The following is a 17,520-nucleotide window of genomic DNA, read 5'->3' as shown; positions in this document are numbered from 1 at the left end:
GATCTACCGCTCAGCGACGCGGAGTGGACCCGGTTACCCTGCCGGCATGACGGATGTGGAGGCCGCGGCCCGCCGGTTCATCGCCGACGTGTGGAACGCGCGCCGGGAGGAGTCCGCGTACGAGTTGATCGCCGACGACTGCCCGGGGCTGGGCGGCACCGGGCCGGAGGCGATGCTGGCCTGGCACCGCGAGCGGCGGGCGGCCTTCCCGGACCTGCGCTACAAGATCGTGGACGTGGTGGCGGCCGGCGAGCGGGTGGCCGTGCACTGGCGGGCGGCCGGCACGCACGCCGGGCAGTTCGGGCCGGTGCCACCGACCGGGCAGGTCGTGAGTTACTCCGGTGCGACGTTCCTGCGCTTCGACGCGGCGGGCCGGATCGTCGAGGTGTGGAGCTGCAACGAGCTGTTCCAACTGCTCCAACAACTCGGAGTCGAAATGCTGCCCCCGACCGGCGTCAGCGGACCCGGGGCGTGATCCGACTGATCGCCAGGTTGATCGGGAAGGGCTCGCCGGTGTCGACGAACTTCGTCCACCGCCCCGTCTCGCTGTAGACCTCGTTCACCGCGTCGATCCGGTAGGTGACGACCTCCAGCGCGCCACCCTGCGTCTCGATCCGCCAGTAGAACGGGATGCCGGCCTGGGCGTACAGCGCCGGCTTCAACACCCGGTCGATCGAGCGGGTGTTCGGTGAGACGATCTCGATGGCAAGGACCACCTCGTGTGGCTCGTACTTCGACGGCTCCCGCGCCGCCGCGGTGGCCGTGGTGATCAGCACGTCGGGGATGAAGGACCGCGTGCGGTTGATCCGCACCTCGACGCCCTGGGTCACGTCATAGCCGTCGGGGCAGTCGTCGTCGAGCGCGGTGCCAAGAAGCATCGCGATTTTCTGGTGGGTGCGGGTGGGGGAGGGGGACATCAGCAGCACTCCATCGAGCAGTTCCCGGCGGCGGCCATCCTCGGGCAGCGCATCCAGATCGTCAGTCGTCCACCCGCCGTCGGGCGGGTAGTCGCTCTGCAGCGCGGCGGTCATGGCAGGTCCTTCCAGGTGCGTTCGTTCTCCCCGCGACCACGGTATCGCCCTGGACCTGTGGGTGGTGGTCGCGCGCGCCGGGGCCACAGGGCAGGATGGTCGGCATGAGCGACCCCAGCGAGCACGGCGACCCGGCCAGCGCCACCGGTGCGCGTGGCCTGCCCGGCGCGGGCCTGGTGAAGGGGCTGGCGGTCACCCTCAAGACGATGACCAGCCGGACGACCACCCAGCAGTACCCGGACGTCGCCCCTGAGCTGCCGCCCCGCTCGCGTGGCGTGATCGCGTTGTCCGAGGAGAACTGCACGGTCTGCATGCTCTGCGCCCGCGAGTGTCCGGACTGGTGCATCTACATCGACTCGCACAAGGAGGAGGTGGCGGTGCCCGGCGCCGCCCGCCCCCGCCAGCGCAACGTGCTCGACAAGTTCGACATCGACTTCTCGCTCTGCATGTACTGCGGCATCTGCATCGAGGTCTGCCCGTTCGACGCGCTCTACTGGTCACCGGAATTCGAGTACGCCGAGTACGACATCAAGGACCTGCTGCACGACAAGGACCACCTGGGTCAGTGGATGGCCACGGTTCCGCCGCCGCCCGCGCACGACCCGAACGGTGAGCCGGCCAAGGAGGAGACCGCCGCCGCGCGCAAGGCGGCCGCCGCCCGTCCGGCCCCTCCATCGGTACGCTCCGACGCCGACCAGGACCCGGCGTCGTGACCGCCCGAGCCGGAGAGGCGGCCCGGTGACCGGAGCGGATGTGCTGCTGCTCGCCCTCGGCGCGGTGGCGGTTGGCGCCGGCGTGCTGGTGGTGACCACGAAACACCTGGTCCGGGCCGGGCTCTACCTGGTGGTGTGCCTGGGCGCGCTGGCCGGTGACTTCCTGGTGCTCAGCGCCGAGCTGGTGGCCTGGGTGCAGGTGCTGATCTACGTCGGCGCGGTGGTGGTCCTGCTGCTGTTCGCGGTGATGCTGACCCGGGCCCCGATCGGTGCCTCCGACGACCTGGACCGGCCCGGCTGGCCGGCCGCCCTGATCGGTGGCGGCGCCGGGCTCGGGCTGACCGTCCTGCTGATCGACGCGTACCGCTGGAACAGCGTCGCGCTTCCGGCCGCGGGCACCGCGGAGCGTCTGGGGGAGCAGATCTTCCAGTCCTGGGTGCTGCCGTTCGAGGTGCTGTCCGTGCTGCTGCTCTCCGCGCTGGTGGGCGCGATCGTGCTGTCCCGGCCGGACATCGGTCGACCCGCCCCGCAACGCGACGCCACGGCAGCACCGGATGCCCGGGTCGACGTCGAGCCCGGGGGGCGCCGGTGAGGCCGGTCATCCCGTACGTCACCGCCGCGCTGCTGTTCGGCCTCGGCGTCTACGGCGTGTTGCGCCGCCGCAACGCGGTGCTGGTGCTGATGTCGGTCGAGTTGATGCTCAACGCGGTCAACCTGATCCTGGTCACCGCGGACACCACCGCCCGCGCCGTGCTGCCGCACTCGGGGCAGGTCTTCGCGTTGTTCGTCATCGTCCTCGCCGCCGCCGAGATCGGCGTGGGGCTGGCGATCGTCCTCCAGCTCTACCGGTTGCGGGCCACCGTCGCGGTGGATGACGTGCCGCTGACCGAGCCGGCGCAGCCCTTCGACGGGCGAGAGCCGGCCGTCCTGGACACGGAGGCTCGCCGGTGACCGGGCTGATCGGGGCGCTGCTGCCCGCCGTACCGCTGGCCGCCGGCCTGCTCGGCCTGCTGCTGCCACCGGCCCCACGGGGCAACAGCGCGACCGGCGGCGATCGGGCCCGCAACGCGGCCGTCGCGCTCGGCGTCAGCGGTGCGGCCGTCGCGCTGGCGTTGGCCGTCGCGCTGCTGCTGACCGTCGACGGGCCGACGGAGACGTCGACCACCTGGGTCGACGTCGGCGGGCTGATGGTGACCCTCGGCGTACGGCTGGACGGCGCCGCCGCACTGGTCGCGGTGGCGGTCACCGCGGTCGCCCTTGCGGTGCAGGTCTACTCGATCGGCTATCTGCGACGCGGCCCGCACGACGACATCGACGTCGACCACCGCTACCCGCCGTACGCGGCCCAGATCAGCCTCTTCACCGGTGCGATGCTGCTGGTGGTGGTCGCCGGCGACCTGATCATGCTGCTGGTCGGCTGGGAGGTGATGGGCCTCTGTTCGTACCTGCTCATCGCCCACGACCGTCGACTGCCCGGCGCGCCGGCCGCCGCGATGAAGGCGTTCCTGGTGACCCGGGTGGGTGACGTCGGGTTCCTGCTCGGCATCGCGCTGCTGGGCGTGTCGACGGGCAGCTTCCGGATCGCCGACGTGCTCGCCCACGACCACTCCGGCGTGACGCTGACCGCTGCCGGCTTGCTGCTGCTCGCCGGTGTCGCCGGTAAGAGCGCGCAGTTCCCGCTGCACACGTGGCTGCCGGACGCGATGGCCGGTCCGACGCCGATCTCGGCGCTGATCCACGCCGCCACGATGGTCGCCGCCGGCGTGTACGCCGTGGCCCGCCTCTACCCGCTGTTCACGGCCGCGCCGGTGACGCTGACCGTGCTCGGGGTGGTCGGCGCGATCACCCTGCTGCTCGGTGCGCACGCCGCCACCGCCCAGGACGACATCAAGCGCGTGCTGGCCTGGTCGACGGTGTCCCAGTTGGGTTACATGACCGGCGCGCTGGCGGTCGGCTCTCCGTCTGCGGCGCTGTTCCACCTGCTCACCCACGCCGCGTTCAAGGCGCTGCTGTTCCTCGCCGCCGGCGTGGTCATCCACGCGGTCGGCACGACCCTGATGTCGGAGATGGGCGGGCTGCGGCGCAGCATGCCGGTGACGTTCTGGTGCACCGTGGTGGGCCTGGGTGCGCTGGCCGGGGTGCCGCCGCTCGCCGGTTTCTGGAGCAAGGACGGCGTGTTGACGGTCGCCGAGTCCGCCGCGTTGGAGGGCACCGGCCCGGCACCGTCGTGGGTGGGCTGGCTGGTGTGGATGGCCGGGCTGCTCGGCGTGGCGATCACCGCCTGGTACGCCGGCCGGCTGCTGCTGCGCGCCTTCTTCGGCACACCACGCCTGCCGCTGGTCCGCCCGCACGACCCGCCGGCGGTGCTGCGCTGGCCGGTGCTGCTGCTGGCCGTGCCGGCCGCGCTGCTCGGTCTGGCCGGGTTCGTCGGGGCGTTCGCCGACCGCCTGCGCTTCCCGACCGTGCCGGTGGCGGGCTCCGAGGACGGCCTGGTCCACGTGGGGCCGGGGATGCTGCTGCCGCTCGCGTTGCTGCTGGTCGGCGCCGGGCTGGTCACGCTGGGCTGGCGTCGGGACCCGACCGCCGACCCGGCGGTCGCGCTGGGCCCGCTGCGGCCGGTCTTCGCCCGCGCGTTCCGGCTCGACGACGTCCAGCACACCCTTGTCGTACGTCCCGTCCGCGCGCTGGCCCGCGTAGCGCGCACCGGCGACGAGGTGGTGGTGGACGGCGCGGTCGAGGGCAGCGGCCGGGCCGCGTCCGGTCTGGGCGCGGGGCTGGCCACGCTGCACCGAGCGGCGTTGCCCCGGGCCGCCGCCGGTGTGCTGGCCGGCGCGCTGCTGATCGGGCTGGCCGCCGTAATAGGGGTGAAGCTGTGAGCGCGAGGAGTGAGCCGGGTTTGCGAGCCCCGCAGTCGCGAGCGAAGGCGATCCAATGACGTTTGGGCAGGTGTTGCTGGTCGCCGTCCTGGCGGTGCCGGCGCTCGGCGCGGTCGCGGTGGCGGCGACTCCCCGGGACCGGGCGGCCCGGCTGGTCGGCACTGTCGCGGCGGCCCTGACTCTGCTGGCCGCGGTGCCGCTGGTGTTCGGCGGACGGGGTTGGGTCGCCTGGTCGGCCGGGGCGCCGGCAGTACGCCCGTGGCACCAACTGGACCTGCCCTGGGTGCCCGGCCTGGAGTTGCGCTTCCACCTCGGCGTGGACGGCATCTCGTGGCCGCTGGTGGTGTTGACCGCGCTGCTCACGCTGCTCTGCTGCGCGTACACGATGTGGCGGGTTCCGGACGGCGGCAGTGGCCGGGCGTTGGTCGCGTTGCTGCTGGTGGTCGAGGTGGGCATCCTGGGCACCTTCCTCGCCCTGGACCTGGTGCTGTTCTTCCTGTTCTTCGAGGTCGTCCTGCTGCCGATGTACGCGATCATCGCCGGCTGGGGTGGCGCGGACCGGCGTCGGGCGGCCCGCAAGTTCGCGCTCTACACCCTGTTCGGCTCGGTATTGCTGCTGGTCGGCGTGTACGTGGTGGTCGCCGCCGCCGGCACCGCCGACGTGGTGGCCCTGACCGGCGGTGCGGGGATGTCCAGGGGCACCCAGCTGGCCGCGTTCACCCTGCTGGCGTTGGCCTTCGCGGTGAAGAGCCCGCTGTGGCCGTTGCACTCCTGGCTGCCCGACGCGCACACCCAGGCGCCAACGGTGGGCAGTGTGGTGCTGGCCGGCGTGCTGTTGAAGATGGGCACCTACGGTCTGATCCGGGTGGCGGTGGGGGTGGCGCCGGAGGGCGCCCACTGGGCGGCGCCGGTGCTCGGCGTGCTGGCCGTTGCCGCGATCCTGGTCGGCTCACTGGTCTGCCTGGCCCAGTCCGACGTGAAGCGGCTGATCGCGTACTCCAGCGTGGGGCACATGGGCTTCGTGCTGCTGGGCGTCGCCACGCTGACCACCATCGGCATCCAGGCGGCGTTGATCGGCAACATCGCGCACGGGGTGATCACTGCTCTGCTGTTCTTCCTGGCCGGGGCTGTGAAGGACCGGACCGGCACGGGCACCATCGCCGAGTTGTCCGGGCTGCGGGAGACCGCGCCCCGGTTGGCCGGTCTGCTGGCGTTCGCGGCTGTCGCGTCGCTCGGTCTGCCCGGGCTGGCCGGTTTCTGGGGTGAGGCGTTCGCGGTGATCGCGGCCGTCCAGGTGGGCGGCCCGCTCTGGACCACCCTCGGGGTGCTGGCCGCGATCGGCGGTGCGCTCACTGCGGCGTACTTCCTGCGGTTGCTGCGCCAGGTCACCCACAACCGTCCGAGCCCCGCCGTGGGGCGGGTCGGCCCCGGCCTGGCCGGTGCGGAGCTGACCGCGTGGGTGCCGCTGGTGCTGCTCGCGTTGGCCATCGGGCTGGCCCCGGCGCTGGTCCTCGGCGTCGCCGAGGCTCCCGTCGACGCCCTGATCGGGGTGGTCTCCCGGTGAGCGCCAGGCGTACGGCGAAGCGGAGCCCCGCAGTCGCGAACAGAGGCAGGCTCACATGAACGTGGTGCAGAGCGTGGACAGCGTCGCGCTGCTGCCGGCCTACCTGGCCGCCGGCACCGCAGTGCTCGTGCTCCTCACCGACCTGCTGCTGGCCCGGCCACGGGCCACCATCGTGGTGGCCGCGCTGGGCGCGCTCGGCACCGCCGTCGGCGCCGCCCTGGTCGGCGCGGCTGGGGAGCGGCGGACGTTCTGTGTCGGCTCGGACTGCTCCTGGATCTTCGGCGGCCGGGCCGCCCTGGTCGGCGCGGTGGTGGCCCTGCTCACCCTGGGCGTGCTCGGGCTCTCCGCACCCGCGTTGCGGGCGGGGCGGTCGCCGGTGGGGGAATACTGCTTCCTGCTGGCCTGCTCGATGACCGGCGGCGTGGTGCTCGGCGCGGCCGGCGACCTGATCACCCTGATCGTCGCCCTGGAGACGCTGACCCTGCCGCTGTACGTGCTGGTGGGCCTGCGTCGGGGGAGCCTCGCCAGCGCCGAGGCGGCGGTGACGTTCTTCGTGGTCAGCGTGGTGGCGACCACGCTGACCCTGCTCGGCGCGGCGCTGCTGTACGCGGTGACCGGTGGGCTGCACCTGGACCGGCTCGGCGCGTTGCTCGCCGAACGGCCGGAGTTGCGCGACCTGCCGCTGACCACGGCCGCGGTGGCGGTGCTGCTGGTCGGGCTGGCCTTCAAGGTGGCGGCGGTGCCGTTCCACGCGTGGGCGCCGGCCACCTACGACGGCGCGCCGCTGCCGGTGGCCGCGTATCTGTCGACGGCGTCGAAGCTGGGCGGCCTTGTCGCACTGCTCGCCGTCGTGCAGCGGGCACTCCCGCCGGATCAGACCGGCCCGGTGCTCGCCCTGCTCGCGGTGCTCACCATGACCGTCGGCAACCTGGTCGCGCTGCGCCAGCGGCGTACCGTCCGGCTGCTGGCCTGGTCGTCCGTCGCGCAGGCCGGCTACATTCTCGCCCCGTTGGGGGCGTTGGCGCTGGCCGCCGGCCGCACCGACGAGGCACGCTCCGCCGCGTACGCGGCCGCGATGGCGTACGCCGTCTTCTTCGTGGTGTTGGAGTTGGCCGCGTTCGCCGGGGTGACCGCGCTGCGCCCGGCCGGCGCGGACGGCGGCACGCTGGACGACCTCCGTGGGGCGGCCCGCAGGCACCCCTGGCGGGCCGCGGCGCTCGGTCTCGCGCTGGTGGGCCTGGCCGGCCTGCCGCCGGGGCTCGCCGGCCTGTTCGCGAAGGTGACAGTGGTCCGGGCACTGCTCGACGGTGGGGCGGCCTGGCTGGCGCTCGTGGTGGCGCTGAACGCGGTGATCGGGCTCGCCTACTACCTGCGGGTGACCGCCGCGCTCTGGGCACCGGCGACGACGACGCCCGGCCCAGCTGCGGCGCAAGCCGGTGGCGGTGCGGCTGCCGTACCCGTGGTGGGTGTGGTGGCCGTGGTGCTGGCGGTGGCGACGGTGGCCGCCGTTGTGCTCGGCGTCGCCCCGCAGTTGGTGCTCGACCTGGCCGGCCGCTGACCTGACCTGGCACTTCAGTCTCAGTGAACTCTCAGCGTTGAGACGGATGGTTGGTGGGTACCGGGTTGTTGAACCGGTCAGCGGATCCCGGCGATCCGTGCACCGAAGGAGACATCGTGCACCACAACCGTCTGAAGACCGCAGCGCTGCTTGGCCTGCTCAGCGCCCTGATCCTCGCGGTGGGCTACTGGTTCGGCGGCAGTGGCGGTCTGGTCATCGCTGTCGTCGTCTCACTGGTCATGAACGGCGTCACCTACTTCTACTCCGACAAGCTCGCACTGCGCTCGATGAGGGCGCAACCGGTCACCGAGGCACAGTTCCCCGAGCTGTACCGGATGGTGCGGGAGTTGGCTACCGACGCCCGGCAGCCGATGCCGCGCCTCTACGTGAGCCCGACCTCGCAGCCCAACGCGTTCGCCACGGGTCGTAACCCCCAGCACGCGGCGGTGTGTGTCACTCAGGGGATCACCGAGATCCTCGACTACCGCGAGCTGCGCGGTGTGATCGGGCACGAGCTGTCACACGTCTACAACCGGGACATCCTGATCTCCAGCGTGGCGGCGGGTCTGGCCAGCATCATCACCCTGCTGGCGAACCTCGCCTTCTTCATCCCGCTGGGCGGCGGGGACGACGAGGACCGACCGAACCCGGCTGTGCTGCTGCTCACCCTGATCCTCGGCCCGATCGCGGCCACGGTGATCCAGTTGGCGATCAGCCGGAGCCGTGAGTTCCAGGCGGACGCCTCGGGTGCCGAGTTGAGCCGCGACCCGCTGGCCCTGGCCAGCGCACTCCGCAAGATCGACGCGGTGGCCCGCCGTCGGCCGTTGCCGGCCCAGGGCCAGCTCACCAGCACCGCCCACCTCATGATCGCCAACCCGTTCCGGGGCGGCGGCATGGCGGCGCTCTTCTCCACCCACCCCAAGATGGAGGACCGGGTCGCCCGGCTGGAGCAGATGGCCGCCAACGCAGGGCCGGTGCAGTTCCAGCGCTGACCCACTGATTCACGCCTCCGCCCGTACCCGGTCACGCCGGGTACGGGCGGAGCGCTGTGTCGAGGCTGATATCCGGTGCCGTCCCGTCCGGCGGCGGCGTTAGGGTCGTAACGGCTCACGCTCATTACATTTTCGGAGGTTTCGGTGGCCGCGCTGCGTCAGTACCTGGGTGTGTGGCGGATCCCCGGCGCACCGATGCTGCTGATCACCGGCATCATCGGGCGACTCGGGATCGGCATGACCCCACTGGCGCTGCTCCTGGTGGTCGAGCAGGTGACCGGGCGGTACGCGCTGGCGGCCATCGCGGGCGGGATCTACGCCGTCGCCGGCGCCGCGCTCAGCCCCGTGGCCGGGCGGGTCGCCGACCGGGTCGGCCCCACCCCCGTCCTGCTGGTCACCGCCGTGGCCCACCCAGTGGCGCTCATCGCGCTGCTGCTGGCCAGCCGCTCGGGTGACGACGCCCTACCCACCATCTACCTCGCCAGCGCCGTGGCCGGCGCTACGTACCCGCCGCTCACCGCCGCCATCCGTAACGCCTGGAACGACCTGACCAGCCCCAGCTCCGGCCGGTACGCCCTGCGCAACACCGCGCTGGCCGCCGAGACGTCGCTGTTCGAGATCGTCTTCGTGCTCGGCCCGCTGCTCGTCGCCGGCTTCGTGCTGTTCGCCGACGCGGCAGCCGCGCTGATCGGCGCGGCAGTGGTTACCCTGGTCGGCACGACCGCCGTGGCCCTCGGCGAGGTGATGCGCGGCTGGCGCCCGCACCCGAAGGAGCACCACGCCAGAGGGCTCGGGCCGCTGCGGGTCGGTGGATTCCCGGCCCTGCTGGTCTGCGTGGCCAGCCTCGGCATCGCGTTCGGCGCCGCCGGGGTGATCGTCCCGGCGTACGCGAGCGGCCACACCACCGACGACCCGGAGAGCCTGGCCGGCATTCTGCTCGCCGTCTGGGGGGTCGGCAGCGCCATCGGCGGGTTCTGGTTCGGCGTCCGCAAGCCGGCACCGAACATGACCCGCCAGTTCGCCCTGCTGCTCTCCGCCGTGGCCGGCACCTTCGTGGTGTTCGCGGTGATGCCCACCCCGCTGGCGCTGGGCGTCGCGTTGGTCGTCGGAGGGGCCGCCATCGCGCCCGCGCTGACCCTGGAGAACACCCTGGTCGGCCGGATCGCCCCGGCCGGAATGCTGAACGAGGCGTACACCTGGGTGGTCACCGTGGCGGTCGCGTCGAGCGCGGCCGGCGGCTCGGTGGCCGGCCTGATCGTGGACCACACCGGCGGCGTCAGCTGGGCGTTCCTCTTCGCCGGAGCGGCCGTCGCAGTCGGGGCCGTGGTCGCCGCGCTGCCCGCCGGGCCCATCGCCCGTGCGGAAAACACGGCGGTACGCGCCGAACAGCCCGTGGCGGTCTGACCCCGCCGTCTTCCATGCGGGCGTGCCTTCCGTGCGGGCTTGATCCACTCGGGTTACCGGCCGGCTTGATCCACTCGGGTTCCTTGAAGTCGGGGTGTTCCTGCGCGGCGGATACCCCGACTTCAAGGAACCCGAGTTCCGCCGCCTACCCTGGGCGCATGGCCAAGGTTCTATATTCGGCGACGGCGTCACTCGACGGCTACATCGCCGGCCCCGGCGGCGACATGTCCTGGCTGACCGACCACCTCGGCGGCGAAAACCCGACGGCGGAGCGCCTGCTGCACAGCGTCGGCGCGATCCTGGCCGGCAATGGCACCTTCGGCGGCGACGACCCCAACCGCGGCACCGACAGCGAAGGCGCGTTCGGCGGCCAATACCACGGGCCGGTGTTCGTCCTCACCCACCAACCACCGGCCGAGCCACCCGCCGACGTCACGTTCGTCGGTGACCTGCACACCGCCGTCGCCCAGGCCAAGGGGGCCGCCGGGGACCGGTACGTCAACATCCTCGGCGCGAATGTCGCCAAGCAGTGCATCGAGGCTGGTCTGCTCGACGAGATCCTGATGTTCTTCGCCCCGGTGCTGCTCGGCGACGGGGTGCGCATGTTCGACCACCCGGGCGGCACCAAGGTGCGGTTGGTGCCACTGCCCGGCGAGACCGAGCACTGGTACAGCGTCGTCTACTGAACCCGACTGTCCATGCCTTGTCGATGGACTCCCGCCTGACGAGCGGAGCGAGCCGCCGCCGGGCTGGGGCGGTCGACGCCGACCCGGTGGTTGACGACGGCCTGGGTGAGTCCATGCCGACCCGGAGGTTCATGCCTGCATGAGCGTTTCGACGGCCGAGCGCTGAACCCCGCCGCTCGGCAACTGGATCCGTTTCAGGTCGTGTATCCCGGGAACGACGTTGCCATGCCCGACCCCGACCCCGATCCCATGGAAGAGCGTGCGAAGAGCGCGGTGCGCAAGGTCCATCGGGCCGCTACCCGGCATCAGGACGACGACCTGCACCAGGCGGCGGTGGAGATCAGCCGCATGGCTGGTGAACTGGGGCACGATCCGGGCTCGATCGAGGATTGGCGGCGCTGCCCGGTGTGCGGGGCAGAGCCGGGGGCGCTCTGCATCCAGGTGCCGGGGCACGGCATGGTCGACGGTGTGCATCCGGAGCGGATCAGGCAGTAGGACACGGCGGCACGGAGCGCGGTCGGCGCCGTCACGGTGATCGGCGATCAGCCGTACCCGCTCTGAGACGTGTGGGTCGACGATTCCGAGCATCCGGCGCGGGAACTGCGCCGGCTGCACGGCGTCTTTCGGGAAGAGGTGCTGCCGACCATCCGGGGGATGCCGACACGCGACGACCCCATGGGCGAACCGCCCGGCAGGCGCTCGGGGCAGAGATAGGGCAGCGACCAGTTGGCGTCAGGGCAGGAACGTGAAGATGGTTCCCGCAGGGTCCAGAAGCTGCGGAGAACCTTCGAACCGGTGAACGCCCACCGAGAATTGCACATCGTCCGGAGCGTGGAATGCCTGCTCCACGAAGCCGGCATCCCGGAGCCACTCCCGTACAGCTGGCGTCAGGTCCGGGTTTCGCCGGGTCCTGGTCCAGATCACGGTGGCGCCCTCGGCACACAGCCGGGGCAGGGCAGCAACGGTTCGCTCCACGTCTGCGTCTGAGATGTTGCCGAAGACCCCGACCATGAGCACCAGGTCGGCCGGAACGGTCCCCGCATACGCAGAGAGTTGGCCCGCGTCAGCCTGCCTGATCACGATGTTGGAGATCCCGGCCTGGTTGGCGGCGGCCTGAGCGGCAGTCACATTGCCCGAGTCGAGCTCAAGCAGGGTTCCGCGGACACGATGAGCATCAGCCCTTGAGGCGAGGACGCCGACAAGGTCATGACCCTGCCCCGCGCACACGCTTATCGCAGTGAGCCGTTCGTCGAAGCGCTGATCAAGCCACGAGACAATGTGCTGCTGGACCAGCCGCAGCCGACGAGACAGCGGGGAGTTTTCGTCGGCGTACGGCTCATGCCATGCCTGCCAGTGAGTCCGGGCGGTCATCTGGGCCAGCTTGGCAGAGCGCCGACGGCTCGGCCAGGGGGCCTGTCCGGGCCGTGACCAAGCCGTCGGGAGCCGATCGCGAGCGACCGATACCGACCAGAAGTGACGGCGTACGCCCAGGTGACTGGCACGGTCGACCCGCTGACCAGGCCGGCGGTCGCCGCCTTACCTGTAGTTGTTGAACTGGAGGGCGACGCCGAAGTCCTCGCCCTTGAGCAGCGAGATGACCGCCTGGAGGTCGTCCCTCTTCTTGCCGGTGACCCGCAGCTGGTCGCCCTGGATCTGCGCCTGCACGCCCTTGGGGCCCTCGTCGCGGATCTTCTTGCTGATCGCCTTGGCCTTGTCCGTCTCGATGCCCTGGATCACCTTGCAGTCGATCTTGAAAATCTTGCCGGACGGGCGCGGCTCGCCAGCGTCCAGCGACTTCAGCGAAATGTTCCGCTTGACCAGCTTCTCCTTGAACACGTCCAGTGCGGCGAGGACCCGCTCCTCGGTCTCCGCCTGAAGACCGATCGCCTCCTCGCCGGACCAGGAGATCTCCGCACCAGTGCCGCGGAAGTCGAACCGCGTCGCGAGCTCCTTTTCCGCCTGCCGAAGGGCGTTGTCGACCTCCTGGCGGTCAACCTTGCTCACGATGTCGAACGACGGGTTCGCTGCCATGTTTCTGCTCCTGCTGTCCGGCGGTCTGGGCTTGCCGTCGGCCACCGACCAGCGGCACGACCCCCTGACCGTACCCGGTTGCGGAGGTCCCGGGGGAAGCCGCTATCCTTGCTTCCGCCGCCGCGTTACGACGCGGTGGGGTGCCCTGGCGGGTTGCCCGAGCGGCCAATGGGAGCGGACTGTAAATCCGTCGCGAAAGCTTCAGAGGTTCGAATCCTCTACCCGCCACCAGGTGCAGAAACGGCCCCTGACCAGCAGAGATGCTGATCGGGGGCCGTTGTCGTTTGTCTGGTCGAGTCCGGCTGAGTCCAGGCGTTGGCGACTGGTTGTGGGCAGATGGTGGGCAGGTCGATCTTGCCTCTCAGGGCTTCTCTGGGGCTGCGAACGCTCGTGCCCTGGGGAGAGGCCGGCCCGGTGCGAACCCGCCTGGAGCGACCGGTTACGGGTGCCGTGGGGCTTGCCTGGCCGCGGAGGTAGGCCGGGGGCAAGCCAGTCCCGGGGTTGGACTGGCGCGGCAGCCGGAAGCCCTGGCCCTCGGTTAGGTCGACCTGACGGCTTCCGTACCGCCTAGCCGTGGTCGTGCTGCGTCTAGTCAATGGATGTTCGGGGCGGCGGTCCGGCGGCAGTCGGTGGCTCTCCGTCCCGGCGCCGGAGGCGGCCGGGGCGGCTTGCCGCCGGCCGGCTCACCGCCCGCGGCGCGCGGAGCGCGGCGCCTTGATCCAGAACAGAGAAATTCGGCAGCGGGGCGAATCACCGGCGGGCTAGGACGTCAGCACACCGGCCGCGAGGCTAGTTCCGTCTGCCGACCCAGGCGTTAGCCACTCCTGTTATCGAACAAGAGTGCAAGACGGGAGCTGCGACGTGCGGAAAGATTGCCCGGGTGGGCCCCGAAAGGGGCGCTAAGGCTTCGCTTAAGCCGCCCAGTAACCCTCGTCGCTTCGCTGCAAAGTAGAAAGCAATCTGAAGCATGGCCTGCCCCCTATATGGCGCTGTAGGAGCCCGACCGGTCCACATGATTACCCCAGCCCAGAAACTCCCTCTCACCTTGAACAGCCTGATCGGGCCTCAGGAACACAACAATCGGTTCATCTCGGGAATCGCCCAAATCTCGGAGGTCCAAGCCTTCGCTGCAGCCTCGAATGTCTAGATCGCTTAACTGTTTAAGGCCGGCAAGTGGTCGAAGGCTACGGAGGTTGGACGACTCGTAGAGTGTCAAGGAGCTCAATTGCTCGCAGCCTTCGACGAAAGAAAGATCGTCCGTCGTCGTGCGGTCTAGGTAAAGGGTGTCAAGTCGTGGCAGTTCCCATACGTCCCGGCCGATCTGCAGCGAACCGCAGTGATCCATCGCAAGGAATTCCAAGTTACGAGGAAGTGATGTGATGCTCACGAGGCCCGAACAGCCCGTTAAATTAAGGTGGCGGAGAGCCTCCAACCGCCCCAGATCGGGCAAGTTGGAAAGGGAGATGCAATCCACGCAACTAAGAGTACTTAAATGCGTCATTTCTGTTATTGCATCTACGTGTTGAAGTTCCTCGCACCCAGAAATGTCGAGGTTATTAATCGTTCTTGCGGAACTAATCAATGGGTCAAGCGACGCAATCTCCGTCCCTTCCAATGCGATGATCTTTAGGGCGGTCATCTCCGACAGAGGCCCAAGGTCGGTGATATTAGTTGCGGTTAGGTAAAGCTGCGTCAGTGACTTCAGCGCCTGTAGTGGCGTCCAGTCTGCGACGCGACCACAAAAAGATGCGTTTAAGTACTGAAGCCTGGGCGCGCCCCGCAGACCTGCAACATCAACCAAGCCAGAACAGCCCTGGATCGTCAGCCGCCCAAGATTCACTGACTCACCAAGGAAGTCTAGATTTTCAATCGATCCGCAACGAGACATGATCAGCGTCTTCAGCTCCGGCGAACGACGAAGGTGTTCGAGGTAACGTAGCCGCGGAGAGTCGGAAACATCAAGGAATGTAAGGGCCGGGGTAGGCGGTATTTCGTCGATTGGCGAACCGGGCACACGGGCGCGGACGTCGGCTGCACCGCGGAGAATATGGACAAAGGGCAGAAGGTTGGAATCTGTAATGACAACGGAACCCCTGGCAAAGGGCGTGTCAGCAAGGACCCTGCGGGCGAACTCCTCGGAGTTCTCGGCAAGTCCCCAAGCGCGAATCAGTTCTTTCTGCACGGTAATTCGTCGATCGCTCCCGAATGAAGCCAGAACTTCGGTCGCGAGATCCCCCCCGACGAGCGCTGCGGTTCTTACACATGCTGCAGCGATAGGCGCGCGCTCGCGCGCGTAACGACCGAGGAGGGTCAGTGCGAGGTCGCCTGCGGACGACAAGTCCCTAGCATCAGTAAAGTTGCCTGGGGGAAGAAGCTCGTAGAGGCATTGGGTAATTCGATCGGCGAGGGCGGGCGGCAACTCTCTGGCCGTTTCCAAGCAAGCCACCGCGAGCAAATGCAAGCGGTGTCGGTTTGCTGGCTCCTCGTTCCCGCGGTCTATGATCCCATCAAGCAGCAACTCCTTTTGTCTGACACTGCAGTGGCCGGATGCCAGAATGACCACCTCTCGCCACTGATCCTCATTCGCCTTACTGATCAGGAATGGGATGTTTCCTAACTCGGCAATCTCAATCGCGGCTAGATATTCTTGGAAGGTTCGATGAATGAAGTCAACCCTACCCGGGATAGGCTCCCGAAGTAGTCCGCTCCGTACGAGCAGATATCTCGTAACTTCGGGGGCGGAGTCCGGGATCCCGGGCATATTCCGCAGCCTGTACTCGATCCGATCACCAGCAATTGATAGCTCCGTATCAGATTGGTCATTAAGCATCAACCAGTAAGCGAGCTCGCGCAACAATATAATCTTCTGAGGAAGCGATAGTTGAGGGTAGGCAGTATGGTCGATTTGCCGCTCTATATCTCGCCTCTCCAATAAAGTTTCAAGGGCAATCCGGTAAAGTTCGACGCGATCTCTTGGAAGGTGCGTGCGCCGATCTCTATTCAGGGCGCAGAGCATTGCACAAAGGAGTGGAGTCGTAGCCAGATTTCTGATCTGGCGATTTGTTCTGACAGATCGCAAAAGAGCAATCTTATATCCCTCGAGTTCGGCTAGAGCCTCTGAGTCATCTATGCCCCGAGCGGCTGCCTCGTGCCAGTGTGAAACGAATGCGTGAATGTCGCTTCCGGTCATCGGCTGTAAATCCATTGGTTCGAACTCTGAAGATCGTAACCAGTTTTCTGGCACGGCCGCAGGGCGGCTTGTTACTACGTATCGGCAGTCTGGGTACGTATCCATTAGGTCCTCTAGCCAGCGACGAACACTTGGACGCGCGCTCTCAGGAACCTCATCCACGCCATCGACCATAACCAGCGCCCGACCATGGCGCAAAGTTTCATCAATCCACCCATCAGGCGCTTCCTCGGCAATAGAAACGCTCGTTTGCTTGAGGAAGTCTCGTGGGCCTGGAAGGTTGCCCGGATCAAGCCTTCTCAGCGGAAGAAATATTGGGACTATCCCGTTCCATTCGGCGAGCGGTCCTTCGAAATCCTCACGCGCCGCCTTCACTGCAAGCCATTGAAGTAGAGTGGTCTTGCCGCACCCTGCTGGCCCTCTAACGAAAATTCGTTCAGTCCGACCGATCGCCTCATCGACACGTAGGTAATCTTGATCCCCGTCGGGGTTTTCGTCTATGAGGTCGTCTTCCGCGCTTCGGTCCGCGACCGCCGTGGTGGTCCTCTGCTTTACGGAAAGCGTGATGTAAGCGACGCTCAGAGCATACCGCCGGCCCAGTTCGGATACTGACAAGCCGAACAACTCGAGGCGGTCGAACTTTCGAGCCATGAGGCGTCGATAGCTTGTCTCGTACTCGGCGAGGTGACTCTTCGAATGAGATTGCAATGCCCGCGGGTCTGGGAGCCGTTGATATACTTCGCGAACGAGGTCGATTAGGGCTGTATCACGACGCAACAATTCGATATATGCAGACGTGGCCGCCTGTGGAAGCGTCAATGCGACTTCCACTATGTAGGTGCAGGATTCCGAAAGCACAAGGTCGTATAGCCGTGCGGCTGATCCGGACAATGCAGCTCGCTCTACCCTATGCCGATCAATTAGCTTCAACTCCTTGTAAAGGCGCAAAGGGTCGAAGTCTAGTTCGGCAAGGTTAATGCGCCCGATACCTGCCTCCAGGGAATCAGACGCAGCGATGACTGCGGCGCTTCTCTCATTCTCGGGAGTGTTTCTGAACTCCTGCTCAATCAGAGCCGAGAGCTTCTCGCCGGAGGTTTCGGCCACTTGTTCGAGTTGTCGATTGAGTCGCCGTTGTGCGAAGAACTCTGGGACACGCTGACCAACGAGGTCGTAGGCGCCGCCCGCCAGTTCCGAGCGCAGGCCGTCCCCGAGCCACGCCTTGGTGATCCACTTCGTGATCGACACACCGATGTTGATGGTGAGTACTTCTGCAAGGGCCATCAGGTGGTTATACCTGTACGCTCCCGCCCTTGGTAACCCACCAATGGCTGGCCTAGCCGCTGAGAGCGTTGAGGCACAGCCGACGGCAAAGGGGCAGTCGCCGAGATGTCGCCCGTGGCAGCGGACCGTTATTGCAGGTCAAGTCGGTTGGGGGACGCAGTGGCCTCGGTGAGGCTCTAGCGCAGCACTCCGTC

Annotated in this window: 15 protein-coding genes and 1 tRNA gene; 12 read left to right on the top strand and 4 right to left on the bottom strand. The window is 68.1% G+C overall.

The annotated features are described in order from the left end of the window. Positions 1-46: 46 nt before the first annotated feature. Positions 47-475, top strand: a complete 429-nt coding sequence (locus tag FBZ33_RS27735) for an ester cyclase (protein ID WP_141911208.1) — start codon at positions 47-49, stop codon at positions 473-475. Here FBZ33_RS27735 and FBZ33_RS27730 read toward each other — a convergent pair. Further along, on the bottom strand, positions 456-1,031 hold the full coding sequence (locus FBZ33_RS27730) for a Uma2 family endonuclease (protein WP_141911206.1): 576 nt from the start codon (positions 1,029-1,031) through the stop codon (positions 456-458). The two genes, FBZ33_RS27735 and FBZ33_RS27730, sit on opposite strands and share 20 nt — an antisense overlap. Before the next feature lie 95 nt (positions 1,032-1,126). Here FBZ33_RS27730 and FBZ33_RS27725 point away from each other — a divergent pair, with 95 nt between their 5' ends. From FBZ33_RS27725 to FBZ33_RS27680, 10 genes are all read left to right on the top strand, one after another. Then, entirely contained in the window at positions 1,127-1,744 is a 618-nt protein-coding gene (locus FBZ33_RS27725) for an NADH-quinone oxidoreductase subunit I (protein WP_099848712.1), read from the top strand. A 25-nt stretch (positions 1,745-1,769) separates the two neighbouring features. Next, a complete protein-coding gene (locus FBZ33_RS27720; RefSeq protein WP_141911204.1) occupies positions 1,770-2,336 on the top strand; it encodes an NADH-quinone oxidoreductase subunit J in 567 nt (188 codons plus the stop codon). After that, on the top strand, positions 2,333-2,695 hold the full coding sequence (gene nuoK / locus FBZ33_RS27715; RefSeq protein ID WP_099848708.1) for an NADH-quinone oxidoreductase subunit NuoK: 363 nt from the start codon (positions 2,333-2,335) through the stop codon (positions 2,693-2,695). Before FBZ33_RS27720 ends, nuoK begins: the two co-directional genes overlap by 4 nt. After that, a complete protein-coding gene (locus FBZ33_RS27710) occupies positions 2,692-4,620 on the top strand; it encodes an NADH-quinone oxidoreductase subunit L (protein WP_141911203.1) in 1,929 nt (642 codons plus the stop codon). The genes nuoK and FBZ33_RS27710 overlap by 4 nt, the downstream gene beginning before the upstream one ends. A gap of 55 nt (positions 4,621-4,675) precedes the next feature. Next, on the top strand, positions 4,676-6,184 hold the full coding sequence (locus FBZ33_RS27705) for a NuoM family protein (protein ID WP_141911201.1): 1,509 nt from the start codon (positions 4,676-4,678) through the stop codon (positions 6,182-6,184). Between the two features lie 55 nt (positions 6,185-6,239). After that, complete coding sequence (locus FBZ33_RS27700; RefSeq protein ID WP_141911199.1) at positions 6,240-7,742, top strand: NADH-quinone oxidoreductase subunit N; 1,503 nt, start codon at positions 6,240-6,242, stop codon at positions 7,740-7,742. A 116-nt stretch (positions 7,743-7,858) separates the two neighbouring features. Then, positions 7,859-8,734: a zinc metalloprotease HtpX gene (htpX, locus tag FBZ33_RS27695; RefSeq protein WP_141911197.1), complete on the top strand. Its 876-nt coding sequence runs from the start codon at positions 7,859-7,861 to the stop codon at positions 8,732-8,734. A 144-nt stretch (positions 8,735-8,878) separates the two neighbouring features. After that, positions 8,879-10,138, top strand: a complete 1,260-nt coding sequence (locus FBZ33_RS27690) for an MFS transporter (RefSeq protein ID WP_141911195.1) — start codon at positions 8,879-8,881, stop codon at positions 10,136-10,138. 158 nt (positions 10,139-10,296) lie between these two features. Then, positions 10,297-10,824 (top strand): dihydrofolate reductase family protein, encoded by a 528-nt coding sequence (locus FBZ33_RS27685; protein WP_141911193.1) that lies wholly within the window; start codon positions 10,297-10,299, stop codon positions 10,822-10,824. 225 nt (positions 10,825-11,049) lie between these two features. Then, positions 11,050-11,319 carry a hypothetical protein gene (locus FBZ33_RS27680; protein ID WP_141911192.1) on the top strand — a complete coding sequence of 90 codons (270 nt, stop codon included), beginning with the start codon at positions 11,050-11,052 and terminating at the stop codon, positions 11,317-11,319. 237 nt (positions 11,320-11,556) lie between these two features. Here FBZ33_RS27680 and FBZ33_RS27675 read toward each other — a convergent pair whose 3' ends face one another. Further along, positions 11,557-12,195, bottom strand: coding sequence for a class I SAM-dependent methyltransferase (locus FBZ33_RS27675; protein WP_141911191.1), 639 nt, complete (start codon positions 12,193-12,195; stop codon positions 11,557-11,559). Positions 12,196-12,360: 165 nt separating this feature from the next. Further along, positions 12,361-12,855 (bottom strand): YajQ family cyclic di-GMP-binding protein, encoded by a 495-nt coding sequence (locus tag FBZ33_RS27670; protein ID WP_088950253.1) that lies wholly within the window; start codon positions 12,853-12,855, stop codon positions 12,361-12,363. A 147-nt stretch (positions 12,856-13,002) separates the two neighbouring features. Here FBZ33_RS27670 and FBZ33_RS27665 point away from each other — a divergent pair. Next, positions 13,003-13,086 (top strand) — tRNA-Tyr (locus FBZ33_RS27665). A gap of 748 nt (positions 13,087-13,834) precedes the next feature. Here the strand turns inward: FBZ33_RS27665 and FBZ33_RS27660 are convergent. Next, on the bottom strand, positions 13,835-17,326 hold the full coding sequence (locus tag FBZ33_RS27660; RefSeq protein WP_141911190.1) for an NACHT domain-containing protein: 3,492 nt from the start codon (positions 17,324-17,326) through the stop codon (positions 13,835-13,837). Positions 17,327-17,520 lie beyond the last annotated feature (194 nt).

Source organism: Micromonospora sp. A202, assembly GCF_006715105.1.
GTDB classification, from domain to species: Bacteria; Actinomycetota; Actinomycetes; order Mycobacteriales; family Micromonosporaceae; genus Micromonospora; species Micromonospora zamorensis.
This window is presented reverse-complemented; position numbering and strand designations above follow the sequence as displayed.